We start from the raw sequence: 23,489 nt of genomic DNA, 5'->3' as shown, positions 1-23,489 counted from the left end.
CGTAAATCAACTAACCTTTCCAACTGATTGGCGCAGCAGGCAACGGCCCGCGTCATTGCATCAAAGGGGGTAAGATGCGTCTTCTTCAGTCTCTTGCGGTAACAGGCTTTCTGACCTTGTTTGCGGCGTTTCAGGCAAATGCCGCGATCGTCGAGAACTTTCGCTCCGGCGGGTGGAGCGGAAGCGCCTTCACGGACGATCAGTCAGGGCTTTTCAGCACTTGCGTCGCGTCGGCATCCTATCGAAGCGGCATCACGCTCTACGTGCAGGTGGACACGACCTACAATTGGGCCATCGGATTTTCATCTCCCTCCTGGACCATGGAAGAGGGCACAGACATTCCGCTTCAATTCCGCATCGACCGCGGAGGCTGGCAACAGGGTGTCGCCAAGGCAACTTCCAAGACACTCGCGCGCATGCAGATGCCTCAAGGCAGCTACATCATCACCCGTTTCCGTCGCGGTCGGACGCTGTATGTCTATGATGGCGCCAACAATTACGAATTCAGGCTGACCGGCACGTCTCGGCTGATGGCCCGTCTTGCCAAATGCGTCGACCAGAACGTTGCCCGCTATGGTGCGGCGCCGGGGATGGGCGACGTCGCCGCAGCCAATCCGCAAGGCGGCCTCGGGCAGACGAAACCCGCGCAAAGCAGCTCTCCCGCAGCAACAGCTGCAGATCCGCAGCTCGCCGTTGAAGCGACACAGGCCCTTTTCAACCTTATGGGCAGCGCCGGACTGTCGGGCCTGAAGCTCATCCCGGACGGTCAGCGCGACGACGAGCTCAACGGCCTGCACGCTGTTGCGGCAAATGATGCGCGCACGCTTGTTGCCCATATTTTTGCGCCAGGCAGCTATCAGAGCGAAGAAGAGCTGATGTCTCTCGTTATCGCCGACAGCCAGAAGAAATGCGCCGACGGCAGCTTCTCTTCCGGGACGAAACGCATCACGCAGGACGGCAAGCAGCTCTACACCAGCTATGCCAATTGCGAGGCAGGCGACTATGATCTGAAAGAGCGTGTCGCATTCGTGCCGCGAAGCGCTGGCGGGATCTTCATCTATGGCGTCGCCGACACCTATGTCGGAGAAGGTGGCGGTGCACCGGTCTCGCCAGCCGAGTTGACCGACCCGGCCTTCTACGCTGCAGCCGTTGGAGCCGCGCAATAGACGGCTTTCAGCCATTCCCAACGCGCAGCGCCGGCCTTGATCAGGGGCCAACGCTCGAACCAATTTCGGGTTGATCGTTCGTGCTCTATTTGGCCGGAATGGCAATGGAGAGGGTTTCGCTGCGCGAACCTTTCGCTTGTCGTTCTGCGCAGGCAGGGATCCGGTAATGCGTTGAATCTAAGTGTTTTCTACGTCACTCGCAGTGACTACTGGATCCCGGTCTTGCCGCCGGGACGTCAAACCGGGATGACAATCGGAGGTATTCTTCGCGCGCCGAAAGAAATTGGCATGGATGCCATGATCAAGTCATGGCATGACTTCGCAACAACAAAGGATGCTTATCGCCGATTTGTCGGTTGGAACATGCATTCAAACGCCCCCATCATTCTGGCTGGAGCAATGTGGAGATTCAGGAGTGGTGAGGCACAGCACCGGCCGCATCAAGTCTGAAAGCGACCAATTCCGACCCCTTTGTTTTGGCTCACCAAGCGACCGCCTCACGCCTGGTCTCGATAGGCCGAAACGATATCCAGGAGGTCCGGACTGCTGGTTTTCAGACACCAGACGGCAACAAGAAGGTGCGTCGGCCCGGCTGACTTTCTGGAAGCCTTGAGCGCTCTTTGCGACCACGAAAATGGATAGGTCTTGGCGTATTTTCTCTTCAAGGTCAGCGAAACATATTCGCCCTTGCGTACGACGTTGCTTATCTCGCTCCAGGGAATGGGAGTCTTTCCAGCTCTAAGGTCGGTAAATCCAGTTAAATTGACTCGCACCGGCGCTCCGAGTGGCACAAACACCCTGAAAACGGTGAACACGGACAAAACAGAAAAGATCGGCAGGATGAAAAAGGAGCCATGCTGAAACCGGCGCTCCTGATAGCTATCGGGCTCGGACTGCACGCCGTATAGCGATGCCGCGACAAGCCCGAGGCAAATCGCAACCAACGCCAACGTTTTCGGCCAATCGCGGTTGATCCGAGTTTCATCCGGCAACGCGTCAGAGGCTGTTTGGTCAGGCATTGTCATGCGCGCGTCTTGTCCGTGGTCGGTGTTCCTTTTTCTGACGCTGGCACGTTTTTTCGTTGTTTCCTAGGGCTATGGAGCGCGAGAGCATAACGTTAGGGCATCAAACTCAACCTCGTCATCCCGGACGCAGCGGAGCGGAGATCCGGGATCGGAGCGCCAAACTGCCGAGACTTTCGCGCCCAAAATCACCGCTTCTGGTTCCCCGGTCCCGGCTCGCGCTGCGCTTGGCCGGGATGACAATCAACGCGCCAAAAAAAGCCGGCGAAAACCGCCGGCTTTCCAAATACAGCTGACAACAACCGCTACCGCATCGCCTGCATTACCGAGACGAAGTTGGCAACAGCCGCGCCGCCCATGTTGAAGATGCCGCCGATTTCGGCGTCCTTGACCTGAATGTCACCGGCGGAACCGGTGAGCTGCATCGCGGTGAGGACGTGCATGGAAACGCCGGTGGCGCCGATCGGGTGGCCCTTGGCCTTCAGGCCGCCGGACGGATTGACGGGCAGCTTGCCGTCCATTTCGGTCCAGCCTTCCAGAACCGCTCTTGCGCCCTCGCCTTCCGCGGTCAGCCCCATGGCTTCGTATTCGAGCAGCTCGGCAATGGTGAAGCAGTCATGAGTTTCGACGAAGGAGAGGTCTTCCAGCGCCAGATTGGCATCGCCGAGCGCCTCGCCCCAAGCTTTGGAACAGCCTTCGAATTTCAGGATATCGCGGCGCGACATCGGCAGAAAGTCCTGAACATGCGCCATGCCGCGGAAAGCAACAGCCTTGTTCATGCCAAGGGCTGTGGCCGGATCGGTCAGCACCAGTGCTGCAGCACCGTCGGAGACAAGCGAACAGTCCGTGCGTTTCAAGGGGCCGGCAACGAACGGGTTCTTCTCGCTTTCCGCACGGCAGAACTCGAAGCCCAGGTCCTTGCGCATCTGGGCATAAGGATTGCCGACGCCGTTCTTGTGGTTCTTCGATGCAATCTTTGCAAGCGCGTCGGACTGGTCACCGAATTTCTGGAAATAGCCTTGGGCGATCTTGCCGAAGACACCTGCAAACCCGGCCGGAATGTCGCCTTCTTCCTTAAGATAGGAAGCCTTCAGAAGGTTTTTGCCGATTTCAGGTCCGGGTGTTGTTGTCATCTGTTCGACACCAACCACCAGCACGAAACGGGCATCGCCCGAGGCAATCGCACGGACGCCCTGATGAACGGCGGCAGAGCCGGTTGCGCAGGCGTTCTCAACGCGCGTTGCCGGCTTGAACCGGAGTGCCGGATCAGCCTGAAGTACCAGCGAAGCGGTAAAGTCCTGGGCGGAAAAGCCTGCATTGAAGTGGCCGAGCAGGATTTCATCCACGTCTTCCGGGGCAATGCCGGCATCGTGAATGGCATCCACAGCGACCTTGACGATCATGCTTTCAACGGTCTCTTCCGAATGCTTGCCGAAAGGCATATGCGCCCATCCAACCATCGCTGCCGTCATCAGATTTCCTCCAAGTATGTCTGTCGTCGATGAAAGGCTCCCCGGACGGGACAAAAGAGGCGGTCTCCCGCGCTGCCTCCACCATACGGAAACTTCTGTGCGCCGGACAGTCCCAGCTTCCATGCTGCTTTGCAAGAAGAAATTGACCTAAACGTCATCAAGTTTTATTTTCATTTTTAATTTCATATATTTAATAAATTAGTTTTGCGTTAGAATTTCTGCGCTGAAAGACAATTCTGATTTAACCAAGTTTCAAATTTCGCAGGTCACCAAGAAATCAGTCATCGCTCCGTCACGCTCGCTGGATAGCTTTGCCATGTTCCGGACAAAATTGTTTTTTGAACATCTTCAGTTGCTCCACCGGTCCTGTTCTGCAGGGCCGGTTTTTGCTTCTCTGGCTGACATTCTGAGATCGGTTTCGGTTGTTTCGGGCCTCACACACCACTTTTTACGCAATGTAACTTGACCTCGCGATCCGCGGCATATAGCCATTCAAAGCGCTTTGAATTGTTAACCCGCCTGAGCAGCGGAACGGAGACCGGCAATGTTCGAGGAAGCCGATACTGGCCAGGAGGCCGCAATGCCAGAAAAACTGATCAAGGACCCGGACTGGTGGCGCGGTGCGGTGATCTATCAGATCTATCCGCGCTCGTTCAACGACACCAATGGTGACGGGATCGGCGATCTCAACGGTGTTACCGAAAGGCTGGATTATATTGCCTCGCTCGGGGTCGACGCGATCTGGCTGTCGCCTTTCTTTACATCGCCGATGCATGATTTCGGTTACGACGTCTCCAACTATGAAGACGTCGACCCGATGTTCGGGACACTGGCCGATTTCGACCGCATGACGAGGGCCGCGCATGAGCGCGGTCTGAAAGTCATGATCGATCTCGTGATCTCACACACGTCTGACCAGCACCCGTGGTTCAAGGAAAGCCGGTCTTCGAAGGACAATGCCAAGGCCGATTGGTTCGTCTGGGCCGATGCCAAGCCGGACGGTACCCCGCCGAACAACTGGCTGTCGCTCTTCGGTGGGCCGGCCTGGGAATGGGACAGCCGCCGCTGCCAGTTCTACATGCATAATTTCCTGACCAGCCAGCCGGATCTCAACTTTCACAACGTTGAGGTTCAGGACGCCGTTCTGGATGTCGCCCGCTTCTGGTTGGAGCGCGGTGTCGACGGCTTCCGCCTGGACACGGTGAATTTCTATTTCCACGACGCGGACCTCCGGGATAATCCGCCGCTCAGCGGAGATGAGGCACCGTCGACTGTTGATCCGACCAACCCCTACGGCTTCCAGGACCATATCTACGACAAGACCCGGCCGGAAAATCTGGCCTTTCTGGAGCGGTTCCGGGCGTTGCTCGACAAATACCCCGGCGCGACATCTGTCGGAGAGATCGGCGCCGACGGCCAGGCGGTCGAACTGACGGCCTCCTACACGGAAGCCGGCAAGCGCATCCACATGGCCTACAGCTTCGACCTGCTGACGCCCCAGCATTCGGCTCCCTATATTCGCCGGATCGTTGAGGAAATGAATGGCGGGATCGGATCGGGCTGGGCGAGCTGGGCGCTTTCCAACCATGACGTCAAGCGGGTCACCAGCCGCTGGGGAGACGGCAAGGACATGGCAAAGTTCGCACCGCTCGGGGCGGCGCTCTGTGCCTCTTTGCGCGGAACTCCCTGCCTCTATCAGGGCGAGGAACTCGGCCTCACTCAGGCCGATGTACCCTTTGAAAAGCTTCAGGACCCTTACGGCATTCGCTTCTGGCCGGAATATACCGGCCGTGACGGTTGCCGGACGCCAATGCCCTGGGTAAAGGACAACGCCAATGGCGGTTTCTCCGATGCCGAACCGTGGTTGCCGGTCGCCCCAGAACACCTGGCAAAAGCTGCGTTCGAGCAAGACAAGGACAAAAGCTCCGTCCTCAACCGAAACCGCGCCTTCTTTGCGTGGCGGCAGGATCTCGCTCCGTTGAAAAAGGGAGACATGGTGTTCCTGGAAAGCGGCGGTGAGACCCTCGTCTTCACGCGTAGCCATGGCGGTGACACCATCCTTTGCGCGTTCAATCTGGCCGAGGGTGCAGAGGCGATCGAGCTTGACGGTCTGCAGCTGGAAAACCTGAACGCACCCGGGTTTACCGGCTCGATTGACGGCAACCGGATCCGCCTCGGCGGCCTTGATGCGGTCTTCGCCAGGGTAAAATCCTGAATTTGCTGCTTCAAAAGCTCTCCCGGCGCGGCTAAATAAACGCGCCGGGCATGCTCCGGTACCCGTTGATCACCCGGAGCCTGAATGACCGAGCGCCTGCCCCTCTCCGCCTTCATCATTGCCAAGAACGAGGCCGACCGGATTTCCCGGCCGATCGAGAGCGTGATCGACTGGGTCGACGAAGTCATTGTCATCGACAGCGGCTCAACGGATGGAACGCAGGATGTCGCCAGACAGCTCGGTGCGCAGGTCGTCCAGCACGACTGGCAAGGCTATGGCCCGCAGAAACGTTTCGGTGAAGACCAGTGCCGCAACGACTGGCTGCTCAATCTGGATGCCGACGAGGAAGTGACCCCGGAGCTTGCCGCGGAAATACGGGCAAAATTCGCTGGCGGCAGCTACAAGGACGCCGACGGCTGGCGCATCATGATCCGCGACATGTACGCCCATGAGCCGGAGCCTGCGCCATGGGCCTATGGCTATCATCAGATCCGACTTTATGACCGGCGTAAGGGACGGTTCTCAGACTCAACTGTCCATGACACCGTCCGCCCGGAGGACGGCGCCCGGATTGCCAGCCTTTCGGGCATCATGGCGCATCGCTCGATCCGCTCTCTCGACTTTCAGGTCGGCAAGTACAATCGTTATTCTGGCATGCAGGTTGAGGACATGCGCGCACGTGGACGCAAACTACCCCGTTCGCGCCTCCTCACCGAGTTTCCTGTCAGTTTTTTCAAGGCCTATTTTGTCCGAAAATACCGAAAATACGGCTGGTGGGGTTTCATTCTTTCCATGAACTACGCCCATGCCCGTTTTCTGCGCGTGGCAAAAGCCTATGAGGCGGAATTGCTGGAGAAGAAGGGCAAGTAGGCGTTCAGTTTCGTGTGGAACCCCCGATTTGCGCAACATTACCCCCACCCCTAACCCCTCCCCACAAGGGGGAGGGGAATTTAACCGTGTAGCGCGTCAACGCAGCAGAAAACTTGAGGTTCCAACAACCGATTGGTCTTGAGGATTGAGGCTTAGTCCCCCTCCCCCTTGTGGGGAGGGGTTAGGGGTGGGGGTTCTGAAACGCAATCAATGCCGAAGACTCCGCAGCGGTTAACCCGCTGCATCCAGAACCTTGTCCGGAACGTCGTGCCGTTCCACCCGGATCGGCTGGCGGACGCCGGTCGTGTGGTGAAAATGTTCCAGCCGGCGGATGGTTGTCGGTGTAAGCGTGTGGTCACGCGACAGAACAAGTTCGTGGCTGTTTTCCGCCAGCACATCGTCGACGAGAACGTCGCCGGGCCGGAGCGAGCGGATGTAACATTCAGAGACGTGCGCCTTTCGATCATCCGCTACATCGTCGAGGAGAACATCCCTCGCCGCCTCCAGAAGCTCGGGATCGTATTTGTGCCGATGGATTGTCAGTGCTTCGAAGGCAGCCGCATCCGGTCCGCTTTCCGGGCTCGCATACCAAAGGTCGGTCAGAAGCTTCAAAATCCGCGAGATCACCGGGATATCGTTTCCGATCGGGCCGTCCTTCGGAAAACCCGAGCCGTCATAGCCACGGCCGGACAGGTAGAGCAGCTCAGAGACTTTTTCGAGCTGCGGAATGTTCAGCAGCAGATCACGTGTTTGCGCCGGAGACCGGTCGAGCACGTCGCGTTCCTGTTCCGTCAGGCTGCGGGCGGCACGATAGCGGGCGAGGATCTGCTTCGGCAACAAGGCTTCACCGAGCGGAGACAGCATGACCGCCATTTCCAGTTCCCAGGTCTTGCGGATGCCGACCTTTCTGGCAAGTTTCAACGCTTGTTTGCGCACTGTGCTCGTTCGCCGGAATGCCTCGGGGTGAAAAAGACCCAACATATCGATCAGAAGCTTGACCGATCCGGCAAGCGTGCGCTCGAGCGTTGCCCTGTCCCTGGCAAGCTGCTGGTGGTGGGACAGTGCGGTTTCCAGAGCAGATTCCAGATCGTTCCTGCGGCACGGCTTTTGAATGTACATGAAGGCATGGCCTTCATTCAGCGTCTTCTTGATCGCTTCGGCGGAACTTTCATGCGTAAGCATAACTCTGGCCGCAAGCGGCACGATCATTTCCGAAGCATGCAAAAAAGCGGTGCCGCCGCGGCCGGGCAAGTTGAAACAGGAGAAGATCACCGCGGCATTGTGGTTCTGCCGCAGAAATTGCAACGCTTCTTCAGACTCTTTGAAAGTGCACACTTTGTATCGATCGCCGAACAGGTGCTCAAAGGCGGTCCGGACGGCAGCATCCGGGTCCACGACGACGATCAGCTCCGGAGACTTTTCCATGATTGCGGTCCTCGTGCCGAACGCAGGCAGCGGCGCGCCGCTCCTGCCGGTTCGGTGTTCACGTCATAGTTCCATAAGACGGATAACAAATGCTTTCGAAGCTGTGCCGTTTCAGCCCGCTTTGCGTGAAGCTGGTGCCAGATCTTGTGCGTGGTCATTCAGCAGTAGCGTTACTTGCGAAAGTCGCCCTATAAGGCCCCATGTTTGATGTGCTCGTCATCGGTGCCGGTCCCGCCGGTCTTTATGCTGCCGACCGCCTGTCCGCGCGTGGCTTTTCGGTCGCCATTGCCGACCAGATGCCTTCACCGGCCCGCAAGTTCTTGATGGCTGGCCGGGGTGGCCTCAACCTGACCCACAGCGAGGATCTGGAACAGTTCCTGACGCGGTACCGGGACGCGGAAAGCTTTCTGTCACCGATGATCGAGTCCTTTCCGCCAAGTGCACTCGTCGACTGGTGTCATGACCTTGGGCAGGAAACCTTCGTCGGCACGAGCGGGCGCGTCTTTCCGAAGGCGATGAAAGCCTCGCCCTTGCTGCGCGCCCTGCTCCGTCGCCTTCAGGAAAACGGCGTTCGGCTCCTGAGCCGGCATGCCTTCACCGGGCTGACCGATGATGGCTCGGCTCTGATCAGATCCGGCTCGGGTGAGCCTGAAACCGTGCCCGCCCGCGCACTCCTGCTGGCGCTTGGCGGTGCGAGTTGGCCAAAGCTCGGATCCACCGCGGCCTGGGTTCCGGTTCTGGAAAAACAAGGCGTGAAAGTCACCCCGTTTCAGCCCGCCAATTGCGGCTTTCAGGTTGCGTGGAGCGACTTTCTAAAGGACCGGTTTGCCGGCACGCCTCTGAAACGCATCGGCCTGCGCATTGGCGGCGCTTCTGCACATGGGGAAGCCGTGGCTTCCGGAAAGGGGCTCGAAGGCGGTGCGGTCTACGCGCTGTCTGCCGAGATACGCGAAACCATCAACAACAGCGGATCTGCCGAGCTATTCATCGATCTGCGCCCGGCAATCAGCACCGGCGATCTTGCCGGAAAGCTTTCACGGCCGCGCGGCAAGCAATCGCAATCGACTTACCTGAAGAAGGTCCTCAAGCTGCATCCTGTCGAACTGGCCCTACTTCGGGAAAACGGCCCGTTGCCGGAGAACGCGGACGGCCTTGCAGAGCGGATCAAGTCTGTTCGCGTCACGTGCCTTGCGACCTATCCGATCGACCGGGCGATATCTTCGGCTGGAGGCATCGCACTTGACGAGGTCACCTCCGATCTGATGCTGAAAAAGTTGCCCGGCGTTTTCACAGCCGGGGAAATGCTGGACTGGGAAGCACCCACCGGCGGCTATCTCCTGCAGGCCTGTTTTGCGACTGCCCGAAGGGCAGCCGACGGATTGATGGCCTATCTGACAACAAATCCCAGCGGAAAAACCTCATGACAACACTCTATGTCGATGCCGATGCCTGCCCGGTGAAAGACGAATGCATCCGCGTGGGTGAACGCCACAAGGTGGCGATCAAGTTCGTTTCCAACAGCTGGATGCGTCTGCCGGAAGGTGATCTCATCGAACGGGTGGTTGTTCCTGAAGGCCCGGATGAGGCGGACAACTGGATCGCCGAGCGGGCCAGCGCCGGTGATGTGGTTGTCACCGCCGACGTTCCCTTGGCGGCGCGCTGCGTAAAGGCAGGCGCTCTCGTCATCGGCCCGACGGGCAAACCGTTTCGGGAGGATGGCATCGGCATGCGCCTCGCCATGCGGGATCTCAACACGCATTTAAGGGAAGTTGGTGAAATCCGCGAGAGCGGTCCGGCCTTTACCAAGGCTGACAGATCGCGATTTCTCAATCAGCTCGAAACGACGATGCGCGCCGGAAAGCGGATTGCAGGAGACCAGGGTACGGACTCATAAATCAAGTCAATCTGGGTTGGATCGTTTTGGCCAACTGCGAGGAGCGAAAGCGCAGGAAATGTGGTTCACTTTCAAGCCTTTCGCGACGTGGCAGATAGCCAAATCGGCTTCATTTAGGAGTCCGTACCGTGGACATAAATTTCCCCGCAAGGCTGGGAGGAGGTCCTTGCGGGGAGACGCCGGTAACACTTGTTATGTCGTATTTGCACCGGCTCGTTGCATTGCATTGTCATTATCAATGGTGGGACCGGACATGCGGTCCCGAAAATCTTAGCGGCAGAAGCGGTACTGGCCGGAATACGCCAGGAAATAGCCGGTGTTCGGGTTAAAGGACCGGTATTTGGCGTGGCAGTAGTTGTACCAGGCCGGGGTCCACGGAGCCGGGCGATAGGTCACGACCGGAGCCGGAGCCGGGTAGTAGACCGGCGGCGGGGCGACGTAGCGCGGCTGCGACAAGGCGGAACCGATGATTGCGCCTGCTGCCAGACCGCCGGCGATGCCAGCGCCAACGCGCCATCCGTTGCCGGCTTCTGCAGAAGTTGTCTGAGAGGTGAGCGTGACACCGGCGACAAGAGCCAGCGCAGTGGTGGTGATTGCGATCTTCTTGAACATTCCGGTGTCCCTTCGTGGTTGGGAGGCATTCGCTGTTCGCCTCAACTCATGAAACGAATATAGGAAGGCAACCGATCGGCTGCTGTGACCGGAGTCACAAGGAATCCCTTTGTTGAAAATTCGGTGATTTGGCCGTGAAATGGGGACTCACACTTGTTTCACTTGCCTGACCGCAGCCTCAGACCTACATTGTTGCGCATCGGCGCGCGTTGCGCCGTACGGGACATGACGAAGAACCCGGTGAGACTGACTTCGGCGGTGCTCCATCAAGCACTGCTCTGAATACCCAAGCTTTCCGTTTCTTATTGACTTCTCGTTTATCAGCGCTTTGCCGGCATTGGTTGGCGAGCGCACAATTCAACGGAAAGGCTTCTCCATGCGCGAGAACGGCACCATCAAGTTTTTCAACCACGACCGCGGTTTCGGTTTCATTACGCCGGACAATGGCGGCAAGGACGTATTCGTCCACGTGACAGCATTCGAGCAGGCCGGGCTCGGAGCACCGGTCGAAGGTGCAAAGATCTCTTTCGTCGCTGAAGACGATCGCCGCGGCCGCGGCAAGCAGGCTGCTCAGCTCGAGCTGCTCTAAGCTTAATAACGTCGCCGATCGCCAGATGAGCGGTCTGGCAGACATGCGGATTGAAAGCGGGGCCAAACGGCCCCGTTTTTTTTGCAACCCAGTGCCAATTTGTCCTCCCGGTTTGGCAACGCCAAGACCGGGACCCAGCACACACGAACGGGATTACTGGATCCCTGCCTTCGCAGGGATGACAAATGCGCTGTTTGAGCTGGTGCCGAAACAGAACAACCCTCGACCGTCATTCCGGCCAAGCGGAGCGCGAACCGGGACTGGGGAGCCGCGCCCTAAATGAGTCTAGAGGACTGTCAGCTTGCCGAAGGGTTCGAAACGACTGCGTCAGCGCCACGGATCATTTAATCGTCTCTGCAAACGAGTAGGCCCCGGGGCTCCCCACGGTCGCCCGGGGTGACAGCAGAGGGCCGAACAAAACATCGCTGCCCTCCCATCACCGCCCGGCCCTGAGCCGGGGTCTCATCGCCAAGAAACACACAGGTCCCGGATCAAGTCCGGGACGGCACTGGTGGTTTGCCGAGAGCGCAAGCCAACCACCTCCGGTGTCATCCCCGACTTGATCGGGGATCTACTCGTTTCCAGAGTCGCCTTGTTTGAATTCGGAGTACCCGTTTTTCCCGCAAACCAAACAGGTCACTTGTTGCGAGGTGGATTGGATCCCCGATCAAGTCGGGAATGACACCGGGTACGGGACGGAGGTCAGTGCCCTGGATTCCGCGCCACACTTGAGCCGGGGCCAACTCACTTCTCAACTTGCCGAAGGGTCTGAAACGGCTGCGTAAGCGCCGCGGATCATTTAATCGTCTCTGCAAACGAGTAGGCCCCGGGTCTCCCTACAGTCGCCCAGAGTGACAGCAGAGGGCCGAACAAAACATCGTTGCCCTCCCATCACCGCCCGGCCCTGAGCCAGGGCCTCATCGACAAGAAACACGCAGGTCCCGGATCAAGTTCGGGACGGGACTGGTGGTTTGCTGCGAGCGCACGCCAAACACCTCCCGTGTCATCCCCGACTTGATCGGGGACCTACTCGTTTCCAGTGTCGCCTTGTTTGAATTCGGAGCGCCCGTTTTCCCGAAAACCAAAGTGGTCACTTGTTGCAAGGTGGACTGGATCCCCGATCAAATCGGGGATGACACCAGGGCCGGGGCAGAAGTCAGGGCCCGAGTTGCCGCGCCAGTCTTGTGCCGGGACCAATTCACCTCTCAACTTGCCGAAGGGTTTGCATGGGCTGCGGAAGCACCACGCTCATCACACTGCATCTGCAAAGGAGCAGGCCCCGGAGTTCCGCTTCGCTGCGTCCGGGATAACGATGGAGCGGCGAATGAGTTCACGCATGCGCGCTCATCATTTAAGCATGCAGTCGAGCAGCTCGTTCTCGCCGATCACGCCGACGATCGCACCGTCCTTTTGAACCACAACGGGGTCTGAACTGGACCTCTTGAGCTTGGCGACATCGCGCACCGGTGTGCTGCCCTCGCACGTCAAGGCGCTGGCCAGCGATCCCGGCAGACTTCCGGGCGGGACCATGATATCGCGGGCCCGCAGGACATTGAGCGGATTCATGTGACTGACGAAATCGGCGACGTAACCGTCTTCGGGGTTCTTGACGATTTCCTGCGGCGTCCCGAGTTGAATGATCCGACCGCCTTCCATGATGGCGATGCGCGAGCCGATCTTGGCGGCTTCATCGAGGTCGTGACTGACGAAGATGATCGTCCGGTTAAGTTCCTTCTGCAGATCGAGCAACTCGTCCTGCAGCTTGTCGCGGATCAACGGATCAAGCGCGGAAAAGGGTTCATCCATCAGAAGGATCGGCGCGTCCGTGGCAAAGGCCCGGGCAAGACCAACCCGCTGCTGCATGCCGCCGGAAAGCTCGTGCACAAATTTTTCGCCCCAGCCGGAAAGGCCAACCAGCTTCAGCTGAGCTTCCACCTTGGCGGCGCGGTCCTGAACCGACATGCCCGCAAGCTCGAGGCCGAAACCGACATTTTCGGACACTGTCCGCCAGGGCAACAGGCCGAACTGCTGGAACACCATGGCAATGCGGCTGCGGCGGAGTTGGCGAAGCTCGTTTGCGGAGCAGGTTTCCGGGTTCACGTAGCTGCTGCCGTCGTGAACCTGAACTTCACCGCGGATCACCGGGTTCAATCCGTTGACCGCGCGCAAGAGCGTGGACTTGCCGGAGCCCGAAAGCCCCATGAGCACCAGAACCTCGCCTTCATGAACGTCAAGGGAGGCGCCGGCGACGCCCAGGATCTGACCGGTTTCGGTCTGGATCTCCTGCCGGGTCTTGCCGGCGTCGATCAGGGACAGCGCTGATTGCGGTTTGTCACCAAAGACAATGTCGACGTTCCGGAAGGAGACGATGGGCTGGGCTGAGCTGGTCATCGCTTGCCCCCTTCTTCTTTTCGGAAGAACCGGTCAAGTACAATGGCGATAAGCACGATACAGACCCCGACTTCAAACCCCTGCGCGATGTTCACAGTGTTCAGCGCACGCAGGGTCGGAACACCCAGACCGTCAGCCCCAACGAGAGCCGCGATGACGACCATGGACAAGGACAACATGATTGTCTGGGTCAGCCCAGCCATGATCTGCGGCAACGCATAAGGCAGTTCCACCTTCCAAAGAAGCTGGGACTTGGTGGCTCCAAATGCCTCCCCGGCTTCCAAAAGTGCCTTGGGCGTTGAAGATACTCCCAATTGGGTCAGGCGTATGGGTGCAGGGATCGCAAAGATAACTGTCGCGATCAACCCGGGAACCATGCCCAACCCGAAAAGGATCAGCGCGGGGATAAGATAGACGAATGTCGGGATCGTCTGCATCAGGTCGAGCACGGGACGAAGTGCTGCATAAAAGCGCGGATTATGTGCGCCAACGACGCCGACAGGCACACCGACTGCCATGCAAACGACGGACGCAGCAATGACAAGCGCGAGCGTTTCGGTGGTTTCTTCCCAGTAGCCCTGATTTATGATGAGCAGGAGCGCAATGGCGACAAACGCAGCAAATGCGATTTTTCGGTGAACCGCAAAACCGATCGCCACCGCAATGGCGACGATGATCAACGGATGCGGTGTTTGAAGCAGCCACAGGATCCCGTCGATCAGCGCTTCCAGGAAAATCGAAATGCCGTCAAAGAACCAAAAGGCGTTGTCCGTCAGCCAATCGACGAAAGCCCGCGCCCATGGGCCAATCGGCAGTTTGTGGTCTGTCAGCCAGTCCAACACGCTGCTCCGGTTATTCTTGTTGTTTCAAGGAAAAGCGCCGGGCGGACTGTCCGCACCGGCGCTGTTGTATGGGTTTATTCGACACCAAGCGCGGATTTTACCGCCGCGAAACTGTCACCCCCGTCGATGGTCGTCACGCCCACCAGCCAGTTTTCGAACGTTGCCGGATGAACCTTCAGCCACGCTGCGGCTGCCTTGTTCGGGTCCTCGCCGTCGTTCAGGATTGCGCCCATGATTTCGTTTTCCATCGGCAGGGAGAATTCGAGGTTGTTGAGGAACTTGCCGAGGTTCGGGCATTCCTCGGTGTAACCCGCGCGCACGTTTGTGTAGACCGTCGCGCCGCCAAAGTTCGGTCCGAAAATGTCGTCGCCACCGTCGAGATAGGCCATCTCGAAATTGGCGTTCATCGGATGCGGTTCCCAGCCCAGGAAGACGATGTCGTTTTCACGCTTTCCGGCGCGCGCTACCTGGGCGAGCATGCCCTGCTCGGATGATTCAACGACTTCGAAACCCTCAAGGCCAAAAAGGTTCTGGTCGATCATGCCGATGATCAGACGGTTGCCGTCATTGCCCGGTTCGATGCCGTAGATCTTGGCGTCGAGATCATCGCGGAACTTGGCGATGTCATCGAAGCTCTTCAAGCCCTTGTCATAGGTGTATTTCGGAACGGCAAGCGTATATTTCGCACCTTCCAGATTGGCGCGCACCGTTTCAACCGAGCCATCCTCGCGATAGGCCTTGATGTCGCCCTCCATGGTCGGCATCCAGTTGCCGAGGAAAACGTCAATGTCCTTGTTCTTCAAGGAAGCGTAGGTCACGGGTACCGACAGGATCTTAACTTCCGGCTCATAACCGAGTGCTTCCAGGACCACGGACGTGGCGGCGGTGGTCGCGGTGATGTCAGTCCAGCCGACATCGGAGAAACGAACTGTCTTGCAGGCTTCCGGATCGCTTGCCAGCGCGGTTCCGGACAGCATCAGGCCAAGTGCAAGGCCTCCAGCGAGTGTCGCTGCGAATTTCATTGGTGTACCTCCTATGGAAAGTTGATTTGTTGTTTGAGGCCGTTTGAAGACCAGGGTTTGTTCTGCACGAGCCAAATTCCCCCGACTTTGTCCCCAACAGTCTGACTGGAGCCAATCCAACCATCCACGGTAAAAATTTGCAAGTTTTCATTGATTGATTGATCAATTAAAAATAAGAAGCAGAGAGTTTTGGAGATCGCGATGCCAAAAGTCGGAATGGAAGCGGAACGGCGACGCAGCCTCATCGATGCCACGGTCGATGCGATTCACGAGCGCGGCTACAGCGACATAACGATGGCTCAGATCGCAAAGCGTGCAGGTGTTTCCGGCGGCCTGGTTCACCACTATTTCGGCTCTAAAGATCAACTACTTGCAGCAACAATGCGGCATCTCTTGACCGAACTCGGCCGCGCTATCCGAGAGAACCTCGCCAGGGCCGAGACGCCACGGGAACGGATCTCGGCGATTATTGCGGGTAACTTTGCCGTCGACCAGTTTCAGCCGGCAGTGATTGCGGCCTGGCTCGCCTTCTATGTGCAGTCCAGAACCACCGACAGCAACAGCCGGCTCCTGCGAATCTATGCAGCAAGGCTTGCGTCGAACCTGACCTACAACCTGAGATTCTTCATGCCGCAGGAAGAGGCACGCCGCATCGCCGAAGGCACGGCGTCCATGATCGACGGCGTGTGGATCCGGCAGGCCCTGAGCGACGCCCAGTCTGACCGCCAGGCCGCTATCGCCATGGTCGAAGACTATGTTGAAACCCAAATTACCGCCCATGCGGATCGCAGCAACCATCGCTGAGACAAGGCTCCTGAATGATCGACGCGTTTGATTTTATCATCGTTGGGGCAGGCTCCGCAGGCTGCGCGATGGCCAGCCGGCTCTCGGAAGACCCGAAAAATCGTGTCCTGGTGCTGGAATTCGGCGGAACGGATGTCGGCCCGCTGATCCAGATGCCGGCTGCCCTGTCCTATCCCATGAACATGCCGATCTACGACTGGGGCTACGAAAGCGAACCCGAGCCACATCTTGGCGGCCGCCGCCTCGCGACACCGCGCGGCAAGGTCATCGGCGGTTCGTCCTCGATCAACGGCATGGTCTATGTGCGCGGCCACGCCTGTGACTTCGACACCTGGGAAGAGATGGGGGCGAGCGGTTGGGGCTACAGGCATGTCCTGCCCTACTACAAACGCCAGGAGCAAAACCCGCAGGGACAAGCCGGCTGGCGGGGAACGGACGGACCACTTCACGTGCAGCGGGGCACCAAGTGGAACCCCCTGTTTCACGCCTTCAGGGATGCCGGCCAACAGGCCGGCTACGGTGTGACGGAAGACTATAACGGCGAGAAGCAGGAAGGCTTCGGCGACATGGAAATGACGGTCCACAGGGGCCGCCGCTGGTCAGCCGCCAACGCCTACCTGAAACCGGCGCTCAAGCGCGGCAACCTTACACTGATCAAGGGTGCGCTGGTGCGAAAGGTTCTGATCGAGAACAATCGCGCCGTCGGTGTTGAATTTGAGACCGGTGGTGAAATTCGCGAAGCCAAGGCGGAACGCGAGGTCATCCTGTCCGCGTCCTCCATCAACTCTCCCAAGATCCTGATGCTCTCAGGGATCGGTCCGGCGGATCAATTGTCAGACCTCGGCATCGATGTTGTTGCCGATCGGCCCGGCGTCGGCGCCAATCTGCAGGACCACCTGGAACTCTACATTCAACAGGCCTGCATTCAGCCGATCACGCTCTACAAACATTGGAATCTCTTTTCCAAGGCTCTGATCGGCGCGCAGTGGCTGTTCTTCAAGAATGGCCTGGGGGCATCGAACCAGTTCGAGAGCTGCGCTTTCATCCGCACGAAAGCCGGCGTCAAATATCCCGACATTCAGTATCACTTCCTGCCCTTCGCCGTTCGTTATGACGGTCAGGCGGCTGCGGAAGGACACGGGTTTCAGGCTCATGTCGGTCCAATGCGGTCAAAGTCGCGCGGGCGGGTCAGGCTGACATCCTCAGATCCGAAAGCAAAACCGTCCATTTTGTTCAACTACATGTCTCACGACGAGGATTGGGAAGACTTCAGGACCTCAATCCGGCTGACCCGGGAAATCTTCGGACAGGAAGCCTTTGCGCCCTATCGTGGCAAGGAGATCCAGCCGGGCGACAGCGTTCAAAGCGACGAAGCGCTGAACGACTTCATTCGCGAGCACGTGGAAAGTGCTTACCACCCCTGCGGCACTTGCAAGATGGGTGCAAAAGACGATCCGCTGGCCGTCGTCGATCCGGAATGCCGTGTGATTGGTGTTGAGGGATTGCGTGTTGCAGACAGTTCCATTTTCCCTCAAATCACCAATGGAAACCTGAACGCGCCTTCGATCATGGTCGGTGAAAAGGCATCCGATCATATCCTCGGCAAGGATCCGTTGCCGGCTTCGAACCAGCAGCCCTGGATCCATCCGGACTGGGAAACCAGCCAACGCTAATTTCGACCGCAGGACCGGTCACAGTCATACGCAGGAGCATTTTGATGCGCGCCCAACCGAACGCTTCTCACTATGTCGGCGGCTCCTATCTGGAAAGCCAGGCAGGCACGCCCTTCGATTCCCTTTACCCGGCAACCGGCGAAGTGATCGCGCAGATCAGGTCGGCGGATGACGCCGTCATTGAGGCCGCGATCGCCGCAGCCCGCGACGGGCAGAAAATCTGGGCTGCGACACCACCTGTAGAACGCGGCCGCATCTTGCGGCGGACTGCAGAGATCCTGCGGGAGAAAAACCGCGAGCTTTCCGTTCTGGAAACGCTGGACACCGGCAAGCCTCTGCAGGAGACCCTGATCGCGGATGCTGCTTCCGGCGCGGACTGTCTGGAGTATTACGGCGGCCTCGCGGCAACGCTTACGGGCGAGCATATCGATCTCGGCGGCTCCTTTGCCTATACGAAACGCGAGCCGCTCGGCATCTGTTTCGGTATCGGCGCCTGGAACTATCCGATCCAGATCGCCTGCTGGAAAGCGGCCCCTGCGCTTGTGTGCGGCAATGCGATGATCTTCAAGCCGTCAGAAGTGACTCCTTTGAGCGCGCTCAAGCTCGCTGAAGCTTTGAGCGAAGCCGGGCTTCCCGATGGTGTCTTCAATGTCATTCAGGGTTTCGGTGATGTTGGCGCAAAAATGGTCGCCCATCCGGACATTGCCAAGGTGTCGCTGACAGGGTCCGTTCCGACCGGATCAAAAGTCGCGGCACTTGCCGGCGAGCACCTGAAAAAAACCACCTTGGAACTTGGCGGCAAGTCGCCGCTGATCATTTTCGACGATGCCGATATCGAGAACGCGATCTCGGCAGCGATCAACGCGAATTTCTATTCGACCGGCCAGATCTGTTCCAATGGTACGCGCGTCTTCGTGCACACGGCAATCAAGGAACAGTTTTTGAACCGTCTTGCAGAGCGTACTGCCAGTGCAGTGCTTGGCGACCCGCTGGACGAGACGACCAATATCGGACCGCTCGTCTCCCGGCAGCAGTTCGACAAGGTGATGCATTACATGCAAGTCGGCGAACGGGACGGGGCGCGCCTGGTCTGCGGCGGTGGCGCGGCGTCGGTGGAGAGTTTCCCGGATGGTTACTTCGTCCAGCCGACCGTTTTCGCCGACGTCACCGACGACATGACGATTGCGCGCGAGGAAATCTTCGGCCCGGTGCTCAGCGTGCTCGATTTTGACGACGAAGACGACGTCGTCGCCCGTGCCAACGACACCGAATTCGGATTGGCTGCCGGCGTGTTCACCAAGGACATCCAGCGGGCGCATCGCGTCATCGGCAGGCTGGCAGCCGGTACCTGCTGGATCAACACCTATAATCTGACGCCGATCGAAATGCCGTTCGGCGGCTACAAGAAATCCGGTATCGGACGCGAAAACGGTCACGCGGCAATCGAGTATTACAGCCAGATCAAAAGCGTTTATGTCGAAATGGACGGCGTCGAGGCAGCGTTCTAGAAACACAGACCGCTCCGGTCGTTTCCTCCCATCCTTCGTGACACCGCACGCCGAATTCCATCGGTTTCGGCGCAATCGGTTTTGTGCATGAAAGCTGCCTTTGGAACCTTTATCTTCCAAAAACCGGTTTTCAGATTGAACTTAGCCTCCTGGCACCCGAGATTATGGGGCAAGACAGACCTCTGGAGATCGCATGAACACCCACGTGCTAGACCCTTCGCCACGCACCTATGTTCAGCACATTTACCTGCTTGCGCGCTCAAATCGCGGACCAGCCTGCGCGCCTGAAACGCAAAGCCTTGAAGATGTCCATGACTGGTTGCTCCACGAAGCAACACAAATCGACAACGTCATGCTGATGTTCGAAGAGTTCATGTGGCGCTGCAAGGCGGCCCATCTTGAGATCGACCGTTGCACCCTCCATATCGGCACGCTTCATCCGAAGGTGGTGGGTTTTTCCTGGGTTTGGAACAGCACCGACGAACTGTGCGACGAGATTGCAGCCGATGCAAACGCGGTCAACAATGTGGCCTTCACCAAGAACCCACTATATCGCGTGATGCGTGAAGGCGAGATCATCAAGGTGGACCTCGAAACCGAAGAGGGCGTCAATTCCGGCACGCTTATGCAAGATCTTGCCGAGCAGGGCTACACATCCTATGTCGCGCTCCCGTTGAGCGCAGCGGGCGAAATTCACAACGCCATGACCTTTGCGACAAAACGGCCGGGAGGATTTCCGGATGTCGACAAGGATCGCATTCGCACCCTGATCGATCTGCTGGCGCTTCATGTAGAACGACACATCGTAAAGCGGATCGCGCGCAATGTGGCCGATACCTATCTTGGCCCGATCGCAGGACAGCGCGTCCTGGACGGCGAGATCAGGCGCGGCGATGGCGAAGCAATCAAGGCCGTGGTGTTCATGTCGGACATGCGCGGGTTCACCCAGTTGGCCGACCGCCTCAGCGGCCCCGAAGTGACTGCCATTCTCAACGCGTATTTCGACAAGATTTCGCATTCCGTCCTCAGTCACGGCGGCGAGATCCTCAAATTCATGGGTGACGGAATTCTGGCCGTGTTTGATCAGCAGTCTCTTGGAGAAAGCGCAGCAGCGAACGCAGCGGTCCAAGCCTCAAAAGCCGCCCTTTCCGCCATCGAAGATCTCAACACCGCACCGCCAGACGGATTGCCTGCGCCAGAATACTGGCATCCGCTCAAGATCGGTATCGGCCTGCACCGGGGCGAAGTTTTCTTCGGCAATGTGGGCGGCGAGGAACGTCTCGACTTCACTGTGATCGGACGCGCCGTGAACGAGACCAGCCGTGTGGAATCCCTTTGCAAACCGCTCGGCAGAGAACTTTTGCTGACGGAACCGGTCCGCGATGTGCTGTCAGGCGACCTTCAGACAGGTCTGAACGCCATGGGTGAGCACGCTTTGCGAGGGGTTGGAAAACCTGTCGCCATCTTTGCCGCTTGACGAGGGGAAGCGTCTTTTCAAGGCCGACATTGTCATCTCTGCGCAGTACCGGATCCCGGTGTTGCCGCTGGCGCGGCAAACCGGGAAGACAAAGTTGGTAGTTCCTGGTGTCACTTTGTCAGGATGAGTTTGCCCTGCTTGGTGATGGAAAGGCGATACGTATCTTCGTTGTGAACGATCTGGATCTGGCGCAAGCCGCTGAAGAGGTCGCGCGAATCGAATTCGGTTTTCGGTTGCTCCAACGTTTTGCCTGCCAAGGCGTTTCGGGGTGCACCCCCAGAGCTGATTGACAGGCGGCGCTTGTGGCTGTTGGCAGAGAGTGTCATGCGCGCAATCGGTCCTTGGCCTTTGCTTTGCGCCCCTCGAAACCAAGTGTCGTGGGGCATCCAGATAAGAACAATTAAAAGGTGAGTTTCTTACTCAACTTTATACTTGACACTCATACTCAAGTTTTCTTATCAAGGCAATACCTGATCGAAACGGAACTGGAAATCGCGTCCTCCGGTTTCGTATTAGTCGGGGGTCTTCCGGGTCACCGGAGACGAAAAATGCCAGGCCAGCCAACCGCCCTCTCCTCTCCCTCAGCGGCTAGCCAGCCCGGCGTTTTCTTTAAGGCAACTTTCTCAACAATATCCATCCGTCATGCCATGGCTTGACCATGGCATCCATGCCGTTCCGTGTCCGACCCTCAGGTCTTCTCATGTTGAAACGCAGCGGTGTGGATTGCCGGATCAAGTCCGGCAATGACTGACTGAATGGAGTGTTCAGAGCGCGTGAGCCCCGCGCCTCATCGCATTGCGGCCATTGTCCGCAGCGAAAAAGCGCCGGCTAGTTGGAGGCGCTTTCAACGTCTCTTGTGCAGACTTCGCTTAAGCGTTCGCGGCGATCGGCGTTTCGGTCACATCGATCTTGAGCAAGTCGCGCATGCCGAAACGGTCTTCGGAAAGATCGGCAATGGATTTTCCGTCCAGCACTTCCATGAAAGCTTCCAGAGCCTCATGCAAAAGCCCGTTGAAACCACAGGACAGGATCAACGGACAGTCTTTGCGGCCGGAATCGAAGCACTCCGCCAAGAGGAAACTTTCCTCCGCGGCACGGACAACTTCTCCGACGGAGATCTGTTCCGCTGGACGGGCCAGCATAACCCCTCCATTTCGGCCACGAATTGTCTTGATCAGATTGGAATCGACCAGAACCTTCATGATCTTGAAGAGATGGGTTTCGGACATTTCGAAACTGGCTGCAATGTCGGCAACCTTGCTCGGTTTGTCCGGGTTCACGGCGCAGTACATGAGAGCGCGCACCGCATAATTGGTCTGTTGTGTCAAGCGCATCGCTAAGATATGCGACGCGTCGGCCTAAAGGTCAATGCATAAAATTGAGTGTTTGAGTGCACTTTAACGAATTTAGAGCGATTCCAGACTGTCAGGGCAAATTGTCCCTGATAAAAACGTCAATACCGATGCGCTCCTGTCCATCTATGATCGGGGAGCCGTCACAGAGCGCCTTCAACACGCGTATTGCGCTTCGGATTTCGTGGCCGGGATCCTGCGCGATAACCGCGTCCATCACATCGTCACTGAGCGCGTCGCGCGTATAGGGCGTCAGTTCGTGACCGACAAAGACGACATTTTCCGCTCGACCGGAAGCGGTGAGTGCTGCGATCACGCCCCGGTTGCCCGCTCCGATATTGTAGAGACCTGCAAGATCGGAATGGTCTTCCAAAAGCCGCCTTACCAGATCTGCATTCTTGGAATTGTCGTCGCGCCCCTCGCGGACTTTCAAAAGCTCCAGATGGGGAAAGCACTGCGCGATCACGTCCCGGCACCCATCAAATCGCTCGGCATGGTCACGCAATCCGAGTGAACCGGCAATCAATCCGATTTTGCCGGAGGTCTTCGGCAAAAACCTGCCGAGAAGACGGCCGGCCGTCCGTCCTGCGGCTGTGTTGTCTATTCCGACGAAATGCTGGCGCGACGACGAAGGGTGATCGGAGACCAGGGTGACAACCGGTACGCCACGGACCTGAAGCCGATCAATTGCCGCCCTGACTTCCGGAAAGGCCGGAGCCACGACCGCGACGCCATCACAGACGGACTTGTCGAGGATCGCCAGTGTGCCGGCGACCCGATGACCGTCGAAGGCATCGATCGGCTCCACATGGACCTGCATTCTGTCGCCGCTCATGGTTCGCGCATGTGAGGCCGCCTCCCGGGAGAGATCCTCCATGAAGGCATTGGGACCGTTTGGAATGAGAAAATGCAGCCGGTAAGTCCGCTTCTTTGCAAGCGCGGCGGCAAAGACGTCCGGTTTGTAGTTCAGGCTGTCGGCCGCCTGTTTCACCTTTTCGATCGTTGCCTTGCGCACGCCGGGACGCCCGTTCAACACCCTATCAACCGTTGCCAGGCTGACACCGGCTGCGTCAGCCACATCGTGAATTGTCACGCGCTTCATGCAAGTTCCCTCAGATTCGACTGAGTATATCCGTCAATGAGGAACGGTCATCA

Annotated in this window: 20 protein-coding genes; 10 read left to right on the top strand and 10 right to left on the bottom strand. The window is 58.1% G+C overall.

Annotation, left to right across the window (positions count from 1 at the left end):
* The first annotated feature begins 74 nt into the window (after window positions 1-74).
* Window positions 75-1,166, top strand: a complete 1,092-nt coding sequence (locus tag RBB47_RS21900) for a hypothetical protein (protein ID WP_305988019.1) — start codon at window positions 75-77, stop codon at window positions 1,164-1,166.
* Window positions 1,167-1,663: 497 nt separating this feature from the next.
* On the opposite strand, the gene RBB47_RS21895 is transcribed toward RBB47_RS21900, so the two are convergent.
* Window positions 1,664-2,191 (bottom strand): hypothetical protein, encoded by a 528-nt coding sequence (locus RBB47_RS21895; RefSeq protein ID WP_305988018.1) that lies wholly within the window; start codon window positions 2,189-2,191, stop codon window positions 1,664-1,666.
* 302 nt (window positions 2,192-2,493) lie between these two features.
* A complete protein-coding gene (locus tag RBB47_RS21890) occupies window positions 2,494-3,660 on the bottom strand; it encodes an acetyl-CoA acetyltransferase (protein ID WP_305988017.1) in 1,167 nt (388 codons plus the stop codon).
* Between the two features lie 580 nt (window positions 3,661-4,240).
* Between RBB47_RS21890 and RBB47_RS21885 the strand changes: the two genes are divergently transcribed.
* On the top strand, window positions 4,241-5,875 hold the full coding sequence (locus tag RBB47_RS21885) for an alpha-glucosidase (RefSeq protein ID WP_305988016.1): 1,635 nt from the start codon (window positions 4,241-4,243) through the stop codon (window positions 5,873-5,875).
* Window positions 5,876-5,959: 84 nt separating this feature from the next.
* Entirely contained in the window at window positions 5,960-6,745 is a 786-nt protein-coding gene (locus RBB47_RS21880; RefSeq protein WP_305988015.1) for a glycosyltransferase family 2 protein, read from the top strand.
* A 231-nt stretch (window positions 6,746-6,976) separates the two neighbouring features.
* Here the strand turns inward: RBB47_RS21880 and RBB47_RS21875 are convergent, their stop codons facing one another.
* Window positions 6,977-8,170 carry an HD domain-containing phosphohydrolase gene (locus RBB47_RS21875; RefSeq protein WP_305988014.1) on the bottom strand — a complete coding sequence of 398 codons (1,194 nt, stop codon included), beginning with the start codon at window positions 8,168-8,170 and terminating at the stop codon, window positions 6,977-6,979.
* 200 nt (window positions 8,171-8,370) lie between these two features.
* Between RBB47_RS21875 and RBB47_RS21870 the strand changes: the two genes are divergently transcribed.
* Together RBB47_RS21870 and RBB47_RS21865 are read left to right on the top strand one after the other, a co-directional pair.
* On the top strand, window positions 8,371-9,594 hold the full coding sequence (locus RBB47_RS21870; protein WP_305988013.1) for a TIGR03862 family flavoprotein: 1,224 nt from the start codon (window positions 8,371-8,373) through the stop codon (window positions 9,592-9,594).
* Window positions 9,591-10,064, top strand: coding sequence for a YaiI/YqxD family protein (locus RBB47_RS21865; protein WP_305988012.1), 474 nt, complete (start codon window positions 9,591-9,593; stop codon window positions 10,062-10,064). Before RBB47_RS21870 ends, RBB47_RS21865 begins: the two co-directional genes overlap by 4 nt.
* A 270-nt stretch (window positions 10,065-10,334) precedes the next feature.
* On the opposite strand, the gene RBB47_RS21860 is transcribed toward RBB47_RS21865, so the two are convergent.
* Window positions 10,335-10,676 carry a BA14K family protein gene (locus RBB47_RS21860; RefSeq protein ID WP_305988011.1) on the bottom strand — a complete coding sequence of 114 codons (342 nt, stop codon included), beginning with the start codon at window positions 10,674-10,676 and terminating at the stop codon, window positions 10,335-10,337.
* Window positions 10,677-11,052: 376 nt separating this feature from the next.
* On the opposite strand from RBB47_RS21860, the gene RBB47_RS21855 reads away from it, so the two are divergent.
* Window positions 11,053-11,265 carry a cold-shock protein gene (locus RBB47_RS21855; protein WP_305988010.1) on the top strand — a complete coding sequence of 71 codons (213 nt, stop codon included), beginning with the start codon at window positions 11,053-11,055 and terminating at the stop codon, window positions 11,263-11,265.
* A gap of 1,347 nt (window positions 11,266-12,612) precedes the next feature.
* On the opposite strand, the gene choV is transcribed toward RBB47_RS21855, so the two are convergent.
* From choV to RBB47_RS21840, 3 genes are all read right to left on the bottom strand, one after another.
* Window positions 12,613-13,656: a choline ABC transporter ATP-binding protein gene (gene choV / locus RBB47_RS21850; protein WP_305988009.1), complete on the bottom strand. Its 1,044-nt coding sequence runs from the start codon at window positions 13,654-13,656 to the stop codon at window positions 12,613-12,615.
* The gene (gene choW, locus RBB47_RS21845) at window positions 13,653-14,495 is read right to left on the bottom strand and encodes a choline ABC transporter permease subunit (RefSeq protein WP_305988008.1); all 843 of its coding nucleotides are present in this window, start codon (window positions 14,493-14,495) and stop codon (window positions 13,653-13,655) included. Before choW ends, choV begins: the two co-directional genes overlap by 4 nt.
* Before the next feature lie 77 nt (window positions 14,496-14,572).
* Window positions 14,573-15,520: a choline ABC transporter substrate-binding protein gene (locus RBB47_RS21840; RefSeq protein WP_305988007.1), complete on the bottom strand. Its 948-nt coding sequence runs from the start codon at window positions 15,518-15,520 to the stop codon at window positions 14,573-14,575.
* A 201-nt stretch (window positions 15,521-15,721) separates the two neighbouring features.
* On the opposite strand from RBB47_RS21840, the gene betI reads away from it, so the two are divergent.
* The 4 genes from betI to RBB47_RS21820 all read left to right on the top strand — a co-directional run bounded on the left by betI (window position 15,722) and on the right by RBB47_RS21820 (window position 20,982).
* Window positions 15,722-16,324 (top strand): transcriptional regulator BetI, encoded by a 603-nt coding sequence (betI, locus tag RBB47_RS21835; RefSeq protein WP_305988006.1) that lies wholly within the window; start codon window positions 15,722-15,724, stop codon window positions 16,322-16,324.
* A gap of 14 nt (window positions 16,325-16,338) precedes the next feature.
* Window positions 16,339-17,997 carry a choline dehydrogenase gene (gene betA, locus RBB47_RS21830; RefSeq protein ID WP_371932829.1) on the top strand — a complete coding sequence of 553 codons (1,659 nt, stop codon included), beginning with the start codon at window positions 16,339-16,341 and terminating at the stop codon, window positions 17,995-17,997.
* A 44-nt stretch (window positions 17,998-18,041) separates the two neighbouring features.
* Window positions 18,042-19,505, top strand: a complete 1,464-nt coding sequence (gene betB / locus RBB47_RS21825; protein ID WP_305988005.1) for a betaine-aldehyde dehydrogenase — start codon at window positions 18,042-18,044, stop codon at window positions 19,503-19,505.
* A 193-nt stretch (window positions 19,506-19,698) separates the two neighbouring features.
* Window positions 19,699-20,982 carry an adenylate/guanylate cyclase domain-containing protein gene (locus RBB47_RS21820; RefSeq protein ID WP_305988004.1) on the top strand — a complete coding sequence of 428 codons (1,284 nt, stop codon included), beginning with the start codon at window positions 19,699-19,701 and terminating at the stop codon, window positions 20,980-20,982.
* A gap of 110 nt (window positions 20,983-21,092) precedes the next feature.
* On the opposite strand, the gene hemP is transcribed toward RBB47_RS21820, so the two are convergent.
* The 3 genes from hemP to RBB47_RS21805 form a co-directional block, all read right to left on the bottom strand.
* A complete protein-coding gene (gene hemP, locus RBB47_RS21815) occupies window positions 21,093-21,308 on the bottom strand; it encodes a hemin uptake protein HemP (RefSeq protein ID WP_305988003.1) in 216 nt (71 codons plus the stop codon).
* Window positions 21,309-21,851: 543 nt separating this feature from the next.
* Window positions 21,852-22,316: an Rrf2 family transcriptional regulator gene (locus RBB47_RS21810; RefSeq protein WP_305988002.1), complete on the bottom strand. Its 465-nt coding sequence runs from the start codon at window positions 22,314-22,316 to the stop codon at window positions 21,852-21,854.
* A 91-nt stretch (window positions 22,317-22,407) separates the two neighbouring features.
* A complete protein-coding gene (locus RBB47_RS21805; RefSeq protein WP_305988001.1) occupies window positions 22,408-23,436 on the bottom strand; it encodes a substrate-binding domain-containing protein in 1,029 nt (342 codons plus the stop codon).
* Window positions 23,437-23,489: the final 53 nt, after the last annotated feature.

The sequence above is a fragment of the Roseibium sp. MMSF_3544 genome, from assembly GCF_030732845.1.
GTDB lineage: Bacteria > Pseudomonadota > Alphaproteobacteria > Rhizobiales > Stappiaceae > Roseibium.
The sequence above is the reverse complement of the archived record's forward strand: the minus strand, read 5'-3'. Positions and strand labels throughout refer to the sequence as shown.

Bases quoted from the DNA above. Each gene is read 5' to 3' on its own strand.
- RBB47_RS21900 (WP_305988019.1), top strand. From the start codon at position 75: ATGCGTCTTCTTCAGTCTCTTGCGGTAACAGGCTTTCTGACCTTGTTT.
- RBB47_RS21895 (WP_305988018.1), bottom strand. From the start codon at position 2,191: ATGACAATGCCTGACCAAACAGCCTCTGACGCGTTGCCGGATGAAACT.
- RBB47_RS21890 (WP_305988017.1), bottom strand. From the start codon at position 3,660: ATGACGGCAGCGATGGTTGGATGGGCGCATATGCCTTTCGGCAAGCAT.
- RBB47_RS21885 (WP_305988016.1), top strand. From the start codon at position 4,241: ATGCCAGAAAAACTGATCAAGGACCCGGACTGGTGGCGCGGTGCGGTG.
- RBB47_RS21880 (WP_305988015.1), top strand. From the start codon at position 5,960: ATGACCGAGCGCCTGCCCCTCTCCGCCTTCATCATTGCCAAGAACGAG.
- RBB47_RS21875 (WP_305988014.1), bottom strand. From the start codon at position 8,170: ATGGAAAAGTCTCCGGAGCTGATCGTCGTCGTGGACCCGGATGCTGCC.
- RBB47_RS21870 (WP_305988013.1), top strand. From the start codon at position 8,371: ATGTTTGATGTGCTCGTCATCGGTGCCGGTCCCGCCGGTCTTTATGCT.
- RBB47_RS21865 (WP_305988012.1), top strand. From the start codon at position 9,591: ATGACAACACTCTATGTCGATGCCGATGCCTGCCCGGTGAAAGACGAA.
- RBB47_RS21860 (WP_305988011.1), bottom strand. From the start codon at position 10,676: ATGTTCAAGAAGATCGCAATCACCACCACTGCGCTGGCTCTTGTCGCC.
- RBB47_RS21855 (WP_305988010.1), top strand. From the start codon at position 11,053: ATGCGCGAGAACGGCACCATCAAGTTTTTCAACCACGACCGCGGTTTC.
- choV (WP_305988009.1), bottom strand. From the start codon at position 13,656: ATGACCAGCTCAGCCCAGCCCATCGTCTCCTTCCGGAACGTCGACATT.
- RBB47_RS21840 (WP_305988007.1), bottom strand. From the start codon at position 15,520: ATGAAATTCGCAGCGACACTCGCTGGAGGCCTTGCACTTGGCCTGATG.
- betI (WP_305988006.1), top strand. From the start codon at position 15,722: ATGCCAAAAGTCGGAATGGAAGCGGAACGGCGACGCAGCCTCATCGAT.
- betA (WP_371932829.1), top strand. From the start codon at position 16,339: ATGATCGACGCGTTTGATTTTATCATCGTTGGGGCAGGCTCCGCAGGC.
- betB (WP_305988005.1), top strand. From the start codon at position 18,042: ATGCGCGCCCAACCGAACGCTTCTCACTATGTCGGCGGCTCCTATCTG.
- RBB47_RS21820 (WP_305988004.1), top strand. From the start codon at position 19,699: ATGAACACCCACGTGCTAGACCCTTCGCCACGCACCTATGTTCAGCAC.
- hemP (WP_305988003.1), bottom strand. From the start codon at position 21,308: ATGACACTCTCTGCCAACAGCCACAAGCGCCGCCTGTCAATCAGCTCT.
- RBB47_RS21810 (WP_305988002.1), bottom strand. From the start codon at position 22,316: ATGCGCTTGACACAACAGACCAATTATGCGGTGCGCGCTCTCATGTAC.
- RBB47_RS21805 (WP_305988001.1), bottom strand. From the start codon at position 23,436: ATGAAGCGCGTGACAATTCACGATGTGGCTGACGCAGCCGGTGTCAGC.